This is a genomic window from Bradyrhizobium sp. SZCCHNS3016, assembly GCF_032484535.1.
GTDB lineage: Bacteria > Pseudomonadota > Alphaproteobacteria > Rhizobiales > Xanthobacteraceae > Bradyrhizobium.
The window spans coordinates 219,626-232,529 of sequence record NZ_JAUETE010000001.1 but is presented as its reverse complement, the minus strand read 5'-3'; the positions used below and the strand labels follow the sequence as shown (position 1 = coordinate 232,529).

The 12,904-nt window shown below is 66.5% G+C and carries 13 protein-coding genes; 5 read left to right on the top strand and 8 right to left on the bottom strand.

The genetic code is table 11. The annotated features are described in order from the left end of the window. Positions 1 to 135 precede the first annotated feature (135 nt). From QW881_RS01100 to kynU, 3 genes are read right to left on the bottom strand one after another with little or no spacing between them, the layout of a single operon-like run. On the bottom strand, positions 136 to 960 hold the full coding sequence (locus tag QW881_RS01100) for an alpha/beta hydrolase (protein ID WP_316158085.1): 825 nt from the start codon (positions 958 to 960) through the stop codon (positions 136 to 138). Between the two features lie 34 nt (positions 961 to 994). Further along, entirely contained in the window at positions 995 to 1,834 is an 840-nt protein-coding gene (gene kynA / locus QW881_RS01095) for a tryptophan 2,3-dioxygenase (protein WP_316158086.1), read from the bottom strand. Continuing rightward, positions 1,831 to 3,024 carry a kynureninase gene (gene kynU, locus QW881_RS01090; protein ID WP_316158087.1) on the bottom strand — a complete coding sequence of 398 codons (1,194 nt, stop codon included), beginning with the start codon at positions 3,022 to 3,024 and terminating at the stop codon, positions 1,831 to 1,833. Before kynU ends, kynA begins: the two co-directional genes overlap by 4 nt. 241 nt (positions 3,025 to 3,265) lie before the next feature. Here kynU and QW881_RS01085 point away from each other — a divergent pair, with 241 nt between their 5' ends. Continuing rightward, positions 3,266 to 3,670: a DUF4864 domain-containing protein gene (locus tag QW881_RS01085; protein ID WP_315754790.1), complete on the top strand. Its 405-nt coding sequence runs from the start codon at positions 3,266 to 3,268 to the stop codon at positions 3,668 to 3,670. 10 nt (positions 3,671 to 3,680) lie between these two features. On the opposite strand, the gene QW881_RS01080 is transcribed toward QW881_RS01085, so the two are convergent. The 4 genes from QW881_RS01080 to QW881_RS01065 all read right to left on the bottom strand — a co-directional run bounded on the left by QW881_RS01080 (position 3,681) and on the right by QW881_RS01065 (position 7,667). Further along, positions 3,681 to 4,076, bottom strand: a complete 396-nt coding sequence (locus tag QW881_RS01080; RefSeq protein ID WP_315754788.1) for a thioesterase family protein — start codon at positions 4,074 to 4,076, stop codon at positions 3,681 to 3,683. Between the two features lie 216 nt (positions 4,077 to 4,292). Beyond that, a complete protein-coding gene (locus tag QW881_RS01075) occupies positions 4,293 to 4,496 on the bottom strand; it encodes a tautomerase family protein (protein ID WP_015669268.1) in 204 nt (67 codons plus the stop codon). Positions 4,497 to 4,622: 126 nt separating this feature from the next. Continuing rightward, positions 4,623 to 6,092, bottom strand: a complete 1,470-nt coding sequence (gene hisS / locus QW881_RS01070; protein ID WP_409998957.1) for a histidine--tRNA ligase — start codon at positions 6,090 to 6,092, stop codon at positions 4,623 to 4,625. 495 nt (positions 6,093 to 6,587) lie between these two features. After that, positions 6,588 to 7,667, bottom strand: coding sequence for a branched-chain amino acid aminotransferase (locus tag QW881_RS01065; RefSeq protein WP_315754781.1), 1,080 nt, complete (start codon positions 7,665 to 7,667; stop codon positions 6,588 to 6,590). A 347-nt stretch (positions 7,668 to 8,014) separates the two neighbouring features. Here QW881_RS01065 and QW881_RS01060 point away from each other — a divergent pair, with 347 nt between their 5' ends. The 3 genes from QW881_RS01060 to QW881_RS01050 all read left to right on the top strand — a co-directional run bounded on the left by QW881_RS01060 (position 8,015) and on the right by QW881_RS01050 (position 10,920). Continuing rightward, on the top strand, positions 8,015 to 8,563 hold the full coding sequence (locus QW881_RS01060; protein WP_315754779.1) for a MarR family winged helix-turn-helix transcriptional regulator: 549 nt from the start codon (positions 8,015 to 8,017) through the stop codon (positions 8,561 to 8,563). Continuing rightward, on the top strand, positions 8,560 to 9,291 hold the full coding sequence (locus tag QW881_RS01055) for a response regulator transcription factor (RefSeq protein WP_315754777.1): 732 nt from the start codon (positions 8,560 to 8,562) through the stop codon (positions 9,289 to 9,291). Before QW881_RS01060 ends, QW881_RS01055 begins: the two co-directional genes overlap by 4 nt. A 240-nt stretch (positions 9,292 to 9,531) precedes the next feature. After that, complete coding sequence (locus QW881_RS01050; protein WP_315754775.1) at positions 9,532 to 10,920, top strand: ATP-binding protein; 1,389 nt, start codon at positions 9,532 to 9,534, stop codon at positions 10,918 to 10,920. A 13-nt stretch (positions 10,921 to 10,933) separates the two neighbouring features. Here QW881_RS01050 and QW881_RS01045 read toward each other — a convergent pair whose 3' ends face one another. Continuing rightward, positions 10,934 to 11,917 (bottom strand): VOC family protein, encoded by a 984-nt coding sequence (locus QW881_RS01045; RefSeq protein WP_315754772.1) that lies wholly within the window; start codon positions 11,915 to 11,917, stop codon positions 10,934 to 10,936. Between the two features lie 140 nt (positions 11,918 to 12,057). On the opposite strand from QW881_RS01045, the gene QW881_RS01040 reads away from it, so the two are divergent. After that, positions 12,058 to 12,849, top strand: coding sequence for a DNA-binding transcriptional regulator (locus QW881_RS01040; RefSeq protein ID WP_315736615.1), 792 nt, complete (start codon positions 12,058 to 12,060; stop codon positions 12,847 to 12,849). Positions 12,850 to 12,904 lie beyond the last annotated feature (55 nt).

Sequence of the window (12,904 nt, the reverse complement as noted above, 5' to 3'; positions counted from 1 at the left end):
GCAACGATCCGTTAGATTCGAGATATCACCGCGCTGACGGTGCGCTCCCCTCCCCCTTGCGGGGAGGGGAGATGAGATCGTGGCGCTGTCACCGCAGAACTTATGAACGGAGTTCGGGGCAAGCGCTGCTGGAGATCACCCCACCAGCGCCTGCACCAACCCACTCTCCGGATCCGCCAGCTCGTCGATCACGTCGAAATGGTGCCGGTCCGGCGCCTCGACATAGGCAGTGGAGGCCCCGAGCCCGGTCCAGATGTTGGCGAGCAGCTGGGCCTGGCGGCGGAATTCGCTGCGCTCCGCGCCGCCGACCCAGGCGGTGACACGCGCAGCATCGACCGGCACCAGCAGCGCCGGGCTCTCGCGCTGCGCGGTGGCGTCATCGATATGAAGCGTGTCGTTCATCGCGGTCCGCTGCAGCGGGCGCAGATCGTGCAGGCCGGAGAGCGAAACAACGTTGCTGATCCGCGCCTGTCGCTCCGGCGGCAGCGGCGCGCCGCGGCAGATCATGCGGCTGACGAGATGGCCGCCGGCGGAATGCCCGGTCAGCGCCACCGGCCCCGCGACCTCGTCCATCGCCCGCGCGATCGCCTGCGCCACGTCGGCCGAGATGTCGGCGATGCCGACCTCGGGACAGAACCGGTAGGACGGCATCGCCACGGCATGGCCGCGCGCGATGGAGCCTTGCGCGAGATGCGACCAGAAGCTCTTGTCGAGCCGCATCCAGTAGCCGCCATGCACGAACACGACGAGGCCCTTCGGCGTACCCTCGGGCAGGAACAGGTCGAGCCGCTGCCGGTCATGCGCGCCATAGGCGATGTCGAGCTTCGCCCGGCCCCTCCCCGCCAATGTCGTGCGATAGGCTTCCGCCGGCGCGACCCACAGGCCGGGCCAGCGCTCGCCACCGGCGATGTTCGGGCCGTTGGCATAGGCATTGTCCCAGTCCTTGACGGCATAGAGCATGAGGATCTCCTGATCGATTGATGTGCGCGCGGGCTTACAGCCCAGTGCGCAGCTTCCAGAGCTCGGGGAACAGCACGATCTCCAGCATCTTGCGCAAGTAATTGACGCCGCTGGTGCCGCCGGTGCCGGTCTTGAAGCCGATGATGCGCTCCACCGTGGTGACGTGGTTGAAGCGCCAGCGGCGGAAGTAATCCTCGAAGTCGACCAGCTTCTCGGCGAGCTCGTACAGCTCCCAATGGCGCTGCGGATCGCGGTAGACGCTGGTCCAGGCCGCCGTCACCTCCGCGCTTTCGCTGCGCGTGCCGCGCCAGTCGCTGCGCTGCCCGTCGGCGCCGATGAAGAAGCCGCGCCGCGCCAGCAGCCGCAGCGCTTCGTCGTAGAGGCTCGGCTTCGCCAGGATCGCTTCCAGCTCGGCGGTCAGCTTGGGGTGATGCGCATGCGGGCGCAGCATCGCCAGATTGCGGTTGCCGAGCAGGAATTCGATCGAGCGATACTGGAACGACTGGAAGCCCGAGGACTCGCCGAGCTTGTCGCGGAACAGCGTGTATTCGCTCGGGGTCATCGTGCGCAGCACGTCCCACGCACCGTTGAGCTGCTCGAAGATGCGCGACACCCGCGTCAGCATCTTGAATGCCGGCTGCACGTCGTCTTTGGCGATCGCCGCCATCGCGGCCTTGATCTCGTGGATCGCAAGCTTCATCCACAATTCGGAGGTCTGGTGCTGGATGATGAACAGCAGCTCGTCATGCGCGGTCGAGAGCGGCGCCTGGGCGTCGAGCAGGCGATCCAGCATCAGATAGTCGCCATAGGACATCCGTCCCTTGAAGTTCATCCGCGCACCTTCGGTGGCGGGATCGTAGGGACCGTTGCTCACGTCACGAGTTCCTTCTGGCGATATTCGGGTCTGTCCCACAGCTTGTTGTCGAGGACCTCCGCGAGGATGTCGACGGCGCCGCGCACCTCGGCCTCGCCGAGATAGAGCGGCGTGAAGCCGAAGCGCAGCGTGTCCGGCGCGCGGAAGTCGCCGATCACGCCGCGCGCGATCAGCGCCCGCATGATCGCATAGCCGTCGGGATGGCGGAACGACACCTGGCTGCCGCGCCGCGACGGATCGCGCGGCGACGCCAAGGTCAGCGACGGACAGCGTTTCTCGACCTCGGCGATGAACAATTCCGACAGCGCGATCGAGGCCGCGCGCACGTCCTGCATCGACACGCCGTCCCAGGCGTCGAGCGCGGCATCGAGCGCGGCCAGCGCGATGATCGGCGGCGTGCCGATGCGCATGCGTTCGATGCCGCCGCCGGGGCGGTAGTCGAGATCGAAGGCGAACGGCGCCTCGTGCCCCATCCAACCGGACAGCGCCGGCGGCGCGATGTCGGCATGGCGCGGCGCGACATAGATGAAGGCCGGCGCGCCGGGCCCGCCATTGAGATATTTGTAGGTGCAGCCGACCGCGAAGTCGGCCTCGGCGCCGGCGAGGTCGACCGGCACGGCGCCGGCGGAATGCGCGAGGTCCCACACCGTGAGCGCGCCAGCCGCGTGCGCCTTTGTCGTCAGCGCGGCCATGTCGTGCATGCGGCCGGTGCGGTAATCCACCTCGGTCAGCATCAGCACGGCGACGCTGTCGTCGATCGCGTCCTCGACCTGCTCGGGCGCGACCACCTTGAGCGTCGCGCGGTCGCCGAGCATGCGGACCAGGCCCTGCGCCATGTAGAGATCGGACGGGAAGTTGCCGCTGTCGGACAGGATCACGCGGCGGCCCGGATTGAGCGACAGCGCCGCGGCGAGCGCCTGATACACCTTGATCGAGAGCGTATCGCCCATCACGACCGTGCCGGGCGCGGCCCCGATCAGCCGCGCGATGCGATCGCCGACGCGGCGCGGCTGCACCATCCATCCCGCACTATTCCAGCCACGGATCAGCTCCTGTCCCCACTCCGCCTCGATCATGCTGTTGACGCGCGCCGGCACCGCTGACGGCAGCGCGCCGAGCGAGTTGCCGTCGAGATAGATGACGCCTTCAGGGATCGTGAAGAGTGCTCGGGTCCTGGAAAAATCGGTCATGCTGCCCCTGTGTGGTTCGCCGCCCTGCATGCATGATTCGCGCCGGGTCGGACCAGATCAAGCCGGTCCCATCGCGACCGGCACCGCGTCGGCCGCATGGCTCGCGAAGACGTGAGGATGTCGACACAATCCAGCCGGTCGATCGCCGCCGGTCGGCGACATTGACGCGCCACGGCAGGCTTGTCACGGGCGGCGCGTGGCGCATGATAGATCGATCCGAACCGCCGATGGAGGACACGACATGCGCATTCTGGTGCCGCTCGTCCTGCTGCTGGCGCTGCTGGCCCGCCCCGCCGCCGCGGCCGACGCCAGCGCGGCGCAGAGCGTGATTCGCGCCCAAGAGCAGGCCCTGGCGCGCGACGACGGCGCGACCGCCTATGCCCAGGCCGCGCCGGAGATCCAGGCGCTGTTTCCGAGCGTCGAGATCTTCATGAGCATGGTCAAGAGCGGCTATCCGCCGGTCTATCGCCATCGCAGCTTCGAATTCGGCGCCGCGCAGGTCGAGGACGGCAGCATCGCGCAGCGCGTCCACATCGTCGATGCCGAAGGCGAGGCGTGGGAGGCGCTGTACACGCTGCAGACCCAGCCCGACGGCAGCCTCAAGATCTCCGGCTGCTCGCTGTTGAAGACGGGCCAGTCGGTCTAGGGCTGGGCGGCTACGTCACGCCGAAGCGCTTCTTGAACTGCTCGACATTGATGAGGCCGCGGCCGTGGCGGCCGTCGCCGATCTTCACCTCGCCATGATAGGCCTCGACCGAGAAGCGGATGACGCGGCGCTCGACCTCGATCACCTCGGCGACCGTGCGAATGGTGGCGCCGACCGGCGACGCCGCGAGATGGCGGACGTTGACCTCGGTGCCGACCGTGACCCAGCCCGGCGGCAGCGCCGGGTTGATGGCGTCGCCCGACGTCATCTCCATCTCCAGGATCATCATCGGCGTCGCATAGACCATCGGCATATGCGGCACGAAATGCCCGACGGTGCGCTCCGGCGGCACGACGAGCAAACGCTCGGCGCGCATGCCCGGCTTGATGAACTCACGTGCGTCCATGGCTGCTCCAAACTCCGCTGTCGTCCCGGACAAGCGCGCGGCACGCGCGCGCCGATCCGGGATCCATACGCCGTGGCGGTCGTGATGGGCAAAGGGCCAATGACCAGCGTGCCTCGAACCGCTCCCTGGGGGTATGGGTCCCGGCGTTCGCCGGGACGACGGCGGTGATCGTCGAGACAGATGTCATAGCCTCGCTTTCGCCAGGACGACGGCCAACTACTTCTTCTGCTCGGCCAGGCGTTCGACGAAGGTCTTGCCGCCCTTCATCTTGTGCGTCAGCGGTGCCTCGTTGATCTGGATCACCACCGCTTCCGGATCGACGCCGAGATGCGTCACCAGGGCCTTGGTGATGTCGCGCATCATGTTGGCCTTCTGCTCGTCGGTGCGGCCGGCGGCCATGCTCACGGTGATCTCGGGCATTCGTTGCTCCTGTTAGTTATCCCAGCCGCGTCATTGCCGGGCTTGCCCCGGCAATCCATCTCTTGAAATCTGCGGCCATCGTTTGAAGGATGGATACGCGGGTCAAGCCCGCGTATGACGAATCCCCTACGCCCAGCTCACGTCATGACGCGCGAGCACCTCGCGGACGCCGGCGACGAGCTCGTCCTCCTTGCAGGAGAACTGCGCCGGGCGGCTCTCGCGCCATTCCTGGTTGGAGGCGATTGCGGCCGCCGCCTTGGCGCCCTCGATCAGGTCCTTGATCTGCACCTCGCCGCGTGCCTTCTCGTCACTGCCCTGGATGATGACGCAGGGCGCGTTGCGGCGGTCGGCATATTTGAGCTGGTTGCCCATGTTCTTCGGGTTGCCGAGATAGAGTTCGGCGCGGATGCCGTGATTGCGCAAGGTCGACACCATCTTCTGATAGTCGGCGACGCGGTCGCGGTCGAACACGGTGACGACGACGGGGCCAAAGGCAGGGCGCGTATCGAGCTTGCCGAGCAAGGTCAGCGCGGCCTGCAAACGAGAAACGCCGATCGAGAATCCGGTCGCCGGCACCGGTTCGCCGCGGAAGCGCGAGACGAGACCGTCATAACGGCCACCGCCGCCGACCGAGCCGAAGCGCACGGGACGGCCCTTCTCGTCCTTGGTCTCGAGCAGGAGCTCAACTTCGTAAACAGGGCCGGTGTAGTATTCGAGGCCGCGGACGACGGACGGTTCAACCCGAACGCGGCTATAGCCATAGCCGGCCGTGCTGCACAGCTTGGCGATCTCGGTGAGCTCGTTGATCCCTTCGGCATAGGCCGGCGAGGACATGAACAACGTCTGCTGAGCTACGCTCTCCAAAACCTGAGCGTTGAACTGCAAATCCTGTTCCTCGCTTTGGATTTGCGGCTCCGCGACCTTCATCTCAAAGAAGGCCAGCAAGGAGTCGATCTGGCTTTCAGTCAGACCCGCGCCCTTAGTGAAATCGCCCTTACCGACTTCACCGCCATCCCAGCGGCCCTCGCCGAGCAGCTTCTTTATTTCAGACACCGGAAACTTGTCGGCCTTGTCGATCGCTCTGAGTACGGTGAGCCGACGCCCTACGTGCTCCTCGCCACCAACGCCGATCGCCTCCATCACACCGTCGAGCACCTTCCGGTTATTCACCTTCACCACATACGAGCCACGCGGAATCCCGAGCGCCTCCATCGTGTCGGCCGCCATCATGCACATCTCGGCGTCCGCCGCCGGCGACGCGGAGCCGACCGTGTCGGCGTCGAACTGCATGAACTGGCGGAAGCGGCCCGGGCCGGGCTTCTCATTGCGGAACACATAGCCCGAGCGGTAGCTGCGATAGGGCAGCACCAGGCCATCGGTGCCGTAGCGTTCACCGACATAGCGCGCCAGCGGCGCGGTGAGGTCGTAGCGCAGCGAGATCCACTGCTCGTCATCGTCCTGGAACGAAAAGACTCCCTCGTTCGGACGATCCTGGTCGGGCAGGAACTTGCCGAGCGCGTCGGTGTATTCGAACGCCGGCGTCTCCACCGGCTCGAAGCCGTAGCGCTCATAGACGGCGCGGATCTTCTCGACCATCTCGCGCGTGGCGGCTATCGCCGCGGGGCCGCGATCCTCGAGCCCGCGCGGCAGCCGCGCCTTCAGCTTCTGGGGTTTCTTCGGTTTGTCGGACATGGGGACCGGAACGTAGGGTGGGCCAAGCGCAGCGGGCCCACCATGGCTGATAAACGCCGAAGTGGTGGGCACGGTCCGCTACGCGGCCCTTTGCCCACCCTACGGGATGGAATGCGTTGCTTGGTTGGTAGCAGCCGGGGCCCGGGGCGGCAACCCGAAGGCCGATCACACGCTGGCGCGTGGTACCGTTTCCAGCATTTCAGTAAGAGCCAAGCTTGCGCCGCGCATTCAGTGCGCCCCTCCCCCGCTTGCGGGGGAGGGTTGGGGTGGGGGCGCCCCAGCGGCAGTCTTTACGGGGCTTCCCCCTTCCCAGCCCTCCCCCGCAAGCGGGGGAGGGAGCAAACCGTCATCGCGGCTAGACTGTGCCCAGAACCTGCAAGCGCAAGGGAGCCCGGCCCCTCACTTCACATCCCGGATCCACTGATGCGGATCGGGGCTGCGGCCGTACTGGATGTCGACCAGCTGCTTGCGCAGGCCCATGGCGACTGGGCCGGCCTCGCCGCCGTTGATCAGGACGTCGCCGGTCGCCGAGCACACCTTGCCGATCGGCGAGATCACCGCGGCGGTGCCGCAGGCGAACGCTTCCTTCAGCTTGCCGCTCTTGGCGTCCGTCCGCCACTGGTCGATCGAATACGCCTCCTCGCGCACCTCGCGGCCGGCATCACGCGCCAGCTTGATGATGGAATCGCGGGTGATGCCGGGCAGGATGGTGCCGAGCGGCGGCGTCGACAGCGAGCCATCGTCGAACACGAAGAACACGTTCATGCCGCCGAGCTCCTCGACATAGCGGCGCTCGATCGCATCGAGGAACACGACCTGGTCGCAGCCATGCGCGATCGCCTCGGCCTGCGCCTTGAGGCTCGCGGCATAGTTGCCGCCGCATTTGACGCCGCCGGTGCCGCCGACCGCAGCCCGCGTGTAGTTCTCCGAGACCCAGATCGAGACCGGCGCCGGCCCGCCCTTGAAATAGGAGCCGACCGGCGAGGCGATGACCGCGAAGATGTATTCCGCCGACGGCTTGACGCCGAGGAACACCTCGTTGGCGATCATGAACGGGCGCAGATACAGGCTGCCCTCGCCGCCCGGGATCCAGGCGCGGTCGATGCGGACGAGCTGCTCGACCGCCTCGATGAAAACCTCCGGCGGCAGTTGCGCCATCGCCATGCGCTCGGCCGAGTTCCAGAACCGCTTCGCGTTGGCATCGGGGCGGAACAGGTTCACGCCGCCGTCGTCACGCTTGTAGGCCTTCAGGCCCTCGAAGATCTCCTGCGCGTAATGCAGGACGGCCGCGGCCGGATCGAGCGGGAAGTTGGCGCGGGATTCGACCCGCGCGCTGTGCCAGCCCTTGTCCTGGCTGTACTGGACCACGGCCATGTGATCGGTGAACACCCGGCCGAAGCCCGGGTTGGCGAGCTTGGCAGCACGCTCCTGGTCGGAGGTCGGGTTCGTCGTCGGCTTGATGTCGAATGTCAAAGTCATGTCCTTGCTTCCCCCGCTTGATCGCCATTCGCGAGTTCTGGCGCCGACCCGTCCGATCGGGCCAGTCGGCTTTTTGAATTTCGGACCTGCCGCGACCGGCTTTTGAGCCGGTCACCGGGCAAGCATGCCACCACAGGACATGCTTTTGCGCCCGGCGGAAGTCCAGTATGGTTTGCCGAAATGCCGCTCGACATCACACGGTTGTTCGATACGTCGCCCAGGGATGCCCGTCGGGGTTGCCTTCGGCCCGTTCAGACACGCCTGGAGACCCATCGCCCGCCGATGAAACGATCTAAAATTTCGTAGCGGACGATTGTTTTGTAACATTGAACCGCAGAAACGTCAATATGGCTGACATAAATTTCTCGTCTCCGACGTTGAGCCCCGAGCTGCGCGCGGCTGAGCCCTCCGCGACGGCCGGCGAGCCGCTGCGCTGGGACATCATCGAGCTTTTGTTCTTCGCCTACCGCGACTTCGTCGGCGATGCCGACCATGAGCTGGAGGCGTTCGGCTTCGGCCGCGCGCATCACCGCGTGATGCATTTCGTCACACGCTATCCCGGCCTGAAGGTCGCCGATCTGCTCGACGTTCTCCGCATCACCAAGCAGTCGCTCGGCCGCGTGCTCAAGCAGCTGCTCGACGAGGGCTACATCGTGCAGAAGACCGGCAACAACGACCGCCGCCAGCGCCTTCTTTTCGCCACGCCGAAGGGCGAGGCGCTGGTCGCCAAGCTGGCCGGGCTGCAGACGCGGCGCATCGATCGCGCGCTGGAGCAGATCGGACCGGCCGGCGCCGAGAAGGTCCGGCAGTTCCTGCGCGCGATGATCGATCGCGACGATCCGGACAAGGTGCTGGAAGCCATCTTCAAGACGCCTGTCGCCGCTGCCAAGGAGTGACCGTGACGATCGCCGCCATCGCCCCGCATCATCAGCAGACGCCGGCCGACGACGCGCCGCATCTCTTGCTCGTCGACGACGACCGCCGCATCCGCGACCTGCTGTCGCGCTTCCTGCGCGGCGAAGGCTATCGCGTCACCACCGCGGCGAGCGCGAGCGATGCCCGCGCCAAGCTGACGGGACTGCATTTCGATCTCCTGATCCTCGACGTGATGATGCCCGGCGAAAGCGGCTTCGACCTCGCCCGCTTCATCCGCACGCAATCGTCGGTGCCGATCGTGATGCTGACCGCGCGCGCTGAGCCCGACAGCCGCATCGAGGGCCTGCAGCTCGGCGCCGACGACTACGTCGCAAAGCCTTTCGAACCGAGAGAGCTTGCGCTGCGCATCGGCAACATCCTCAAGCGCGCCGCGCCGCCTCCGGCGGAAGAAGTCGTCGAGCAGATCGCGTTCGGCCCGTTCGTCTATCATCTGGCGCGCGGCGAGCTGAAGCAGGGCGAGGAGATCGTCCACCTCACCGACCGCGAGCGCGAGATGCTGCGCATCCTCGCCAATGCCCGCGGCGAGACCGTGCCGCGCGGCGCGCTGACCGGCAACGGCACCGTCAACGAGCGCGCCGTCGACGTCCAGATCAACCGCCTGCGCCGCAAGCTCGAGAGCGATCCGGCCAACCCGCTGTTCCTGCAGGCCGTGCGCGGCATCGGCTACCGGCTGATGACGTCGGGTTGAGATGAGCGGTTGATATGCCCGGCCATTCCGACCACGTTGCCTTGAAAGCATCTGAGCTAGCTTCCTCACCGCAAGACCTGAAACGACCTGGCATCTCCGCGTCATTGCGAGCGAAGCGAAGCAATCCAGAGTCCCGCGACGATTCTGGATTGCTTCGTCGCGGAGCCTGCCCTCGGGCTCGCCGCGGGCGAGACCCGGGGACTCCTCGCAATGACGGAAACGGCGAGCGTTAGGATTATCATGAGCACGCTCGACACCGGCCTCACCCTGATCCGCACCGCCTCGCGGCGGGTGTCGCGCGCCAACAGCCTGGTCGGCAACGCGTTCAAGGGCTGGATGCCGACCGGCCTCTATGCCCGCGCGCTCTTGATCATGATCGTGCCGATGGTGATCCTGCAGACGGTGGTCGCGGGCGTGTTCATGGAGCGGCACTGGAACACGGTGACGCGACGCCTCTCCGCCGCAGTTGTGCAGGACGTCGCCGCGCTGATCGACATCTACAAGGGCTATCCGCAGGACAAGGACCGCACCATGCTGCGCCGGATCGCGCAACAGCGGCTCAACCTGGTGGTCGACTTCCTGCCCGCCGGCGATATGCCGCCGCCGGGGCCAAAACCGTTCTTCAACCTGCTCGACCAGTCGCTGTCGAGCCAGATCGGCCGCCAGATCAGCCGTCCGTTCTGGATCGACACCGTCGGCCGCTCCAATCTGGTCGAGATTCGCATCGCGCTCGATGACGCCGTGATGCGCGTGTTCGCGCAGCGTGGCGCGGCCTACGCGTCGAACACCGATATCTTCCTGTTCTGGATGGTCGGCACCTCCTCGATCCTGCTGATCGTCTCGGTGCTGTTCCTGCGCAACCAGATCAAGCCGATCCTGCGCCTTGCAGATGCCGCCGAGAGTTTCGGCAAGGGCCGCGAGGTGCCGAACTTCCGGCCGCGCGGTGCGCGCGAGGTGCGACGCGCGGCGCACGCATTCCTGGAGATGAAGGCGCGCATCGAGCGCACGCTGGAGCAGCGCACGGCGATGCTGGCCGGCGTCAGCCACGATCTGCGCACCATCCTGACGCGCTTCAAGCTGGAGCTGGCGCTGCTCGGCGACAGTCCCGAGATCGACGCCATGCGCAAGGACGTCGACGAGATGTCGCACATGCTGGAGGACTATCTCGCGTTTGCGCGCGGCGACAATGGCGAGATCGCGCAGCCGACCGACATCTCCAACGCGCTCGAGGAGCTGCGCGGCGACGCCGAGCGCAACGGCCATTCCGCCACGGTCTCGTTCCACGGCCTGCCTGTGGTCACCGTGAAGCCGCAGGCGCTGAAGCGCTGCCTCGGCAATCTCGTCTCCAACGCCGCCCGCCATGCCGATGCGATCGCCATCACCGGCCATCGCGACCACCGCTACCTCACCATCACCGTCGACGATGACGGCCCGGGCATCCCGGCCGACATGCGCGAGGAGGTGTTCAAGCCGTTCCTGCGCCTCGACGACGCGCGCAACCAGGACGAGGGCGGCACCGGCCTCGGCCTCGCCATCGCCCGCGACATCGCCCGCTCCCATGGCGGCGACATCACCCTCGGCGACAGCCCGATGGGCGGGTTGCGGGCGAGCGTGCGCATTCCGGTTTAGCGCGCTGCTTAGCTCATTCCTGCGCGACCACGGCGTCGAGCCAGGCGCAGTTCAGTGCCGGAACGCGAGGATCCGGCACGCGAACGCCGCGTGCAGCCGCGGACAGCCGCATATCGCGCAGGCGCTTGCGCTGCTCATCCGGCAGGTACAATCGCTCGTGCCCCCACAGCGACGGGCCGTCAAAGGTCTCATGCGGCTGCCAGGTCGCGGGATCGATCACCCGACCGCCCCAGCCATATTCGATGAAGAAGCCGGAGGGCGTGTTGACGTAGAACGAGGTCATGTGGTCGTTGGTGTGACGGCCGAGCGTGTAGGCTACGCGCCCGTCGTCGAGCTGTGCCAGGTCGTAGCCCTGGCCGACGTCATCGAGACTGCCGAGTTCCACCATGAAGTGATGCAGTGTGCGGCGACCGGAGCCGACCATCGCGAAGCTGTGGTGGCGGCCGTTGACGTGGAAGAAATAGAGCTTGTACGGCGTCAGGCCGAAGTCGGACACCTTGAAGCCGAGCAGGTCGCGATAGAACCGCAGCAGCGGCTCGACGTCCTCGACGTTGAGCACGACGTGTCCCATGCCGAGCGGCCCGGTGCGAAAGCCGGAGATCGGACGTCCCGGCCTGAAGGGATCCGAGGCGACGGCTGCACCCCAGAACACCTCGATCGTGTTGCCGGCGGGATCCTGAAAGCAGATCAGCTCGGTGACATGACGCTCGTCGACCAGTGCCTGCGAACCGCGGGCCACCTTCACGCCGTTGTCGTCGAGACGGCTCGCGAGGCGCGCGAGCGCCGCGGCGTCGCCGACCTCCCAGCCCATGACGGCGAGCCCGCCATCGCCGCTGCCATCGACGATCAGCCGCTGCTTGCGATCATCCATCCGATAGGCCCGCACGCTGGCCGCGCGATCCACGCGCTGCATCCCGAGGAGCTCGGTCGCCATGCGTCCCCACTGCTCCGCTTGGGACGACTTGATGCCGATGTAACCGAGCGCCGTTATTTCCATCTTGTTTTCTCCCGAAAGGTGCGGGCGGAATTTCGTATCAGCTCCGCGCGGTCCTGCAGTAGACTGCCGCCCCTGCATCCGGCTCGCGTTCTCAAGACGGTATCGGCGGACGGAAACGAAGAACAGGGAGGATTTTCCAAGTGTCCAAGCAACGGACGCGATCTCCGCAAGCCCGTCCTGCGGAGGGTGTCCGCGCCTTCAAGCGGGGGCTCGACGTGCTGCGCGCGGTCAATCGGTCCGGGGGCATTCGCGCCGGCGACGTGGCGCGCCAGCTCGATCTACCGCGGCCCACGGTCTATCGGTTGCTCGAAACACTCGAGGAACTCGGCTATGTCGCGCGCAGCGCCAGCGACGACCGCTTCCGGGTGACGCGCCACGCATTGAGCCTCGGCGACGGCTATGATCCCGGCATCTTCATCTGCCAGGTCGCCGCGCCCTATCTCGCCGAGCTCAGCCGCAGCCTGATCTGGCCGGTCGATCTGTCGACTTATGAGAACGGCGCGATGGTCATCCAGGAGACTACGCATGCGCGCAGCCCGCTCTCGATCGACCGCAGCATGATCGGCAAGCGCCTGCCGATGCTGCAGACCTCGGCCGGCCGGGCCTATCTGGCCGCTTGCCCGCCCGCAGAGCGGGACATCATCATCAACCACCTGCGACGCATCGAGAATGCAGAGGACGTTTCCTTCCTGGCGCCCGAGCGGCTGCAGCGCATGGTGACGGAAACGGCTCAGCGCGGCTATGCAATCCGCAACGAGGGCGAATTCAATCCGAAGACATCGTCGATCGCGGTGCCGATCGTGCGGGGCGACGTCGTGTTCGGCTGCATTTCGATCATCTGGATCCGCTCCGCCATGACCCTCGAGGAGGCTGTCGCTCAGTACGCGGCCCCATTGCGCGACGCCGCGGCCGCGATCCCCGTCCAGGCCTGAGCGTCCGCTGCGCGGACAGTTTGCGACCGCGCCTTGAAGGTGCGAGGCGGTTGCG

Excerpts from the sequence above, each read along its gene's own strand:
- QW881_RS01100 (WP_316158085.1), bottom strand. The coding sequence starts at position 960 with ATGCTCTATGCCGTCAAGGACTGGGACAATGCCTATGCCAACGGCCCG.
- kynU (WP_316158087.1), bottom strand. The coding sequence starts at position 3,024 with ATGACCGATTTTTCCAGGACCCGAGCACTCTTCACGATCCCTGAAGGC.
- QW881_RS01085 (WP_315754790.1), top strand. The coding sequence starts at position 3,266 with ATGCGCATTCTGGTGCCGCTCGTCCTGCTGCTGGCGCTGCTGGCCCGC.
- QW881_RS01080 (WP_315754788.1), bottom strand. The coding sequence starts at position 4,076 with ATGGACGCACGTGAGTTCATCAAGCCGGGCATGCGCGCCGAGCGTTTG.
- QW881_RS01075 (WP_015669268.1), bottom strand. The coding sequence starts at position 4,496 with ATGCCCGAGATCACCGTGAGCATGGCCGCCGGCCGCACCGACGAGCAG.
- hisS (WP_409998957.1), bottom strand. The coding sequence starts at position 6,092 with ATGGTCGAGAAGATCCGCGCCGTCTATGAGCGCTACGGCTTCGAGCCG.
- QW881_RS01065 (WP_315754781.1), bottom strand. The coding sequence starts at position 7,667 with ATGACTTTGACATTCGACATCAAGCCGACGACGAACCCGACCTCCGAC.
- QW881_RS01060 (WP_315754779.1), top strand. The coding sequence starts at position 8,015 with ATGGCTGACATAAATTTCTCGTCTCCGACGTTGAGCCCCGAGCTGCGC.
- QW881_RS01050 (WP_315754775.1), top strand. The coding sequence starts at position 9,532 with ATGAGCACGCTCGACACCGGCCTCACCCTGATCCGCACCGCCTCGCGG.
- QW881_RS01045 (WP_315754772.1), bottom strand. The coding sequence starts at position 11,917 with ATGGAAATAACGGCGCTCGGTTACATCGGCATCAAGTCGTCCCAAGCG.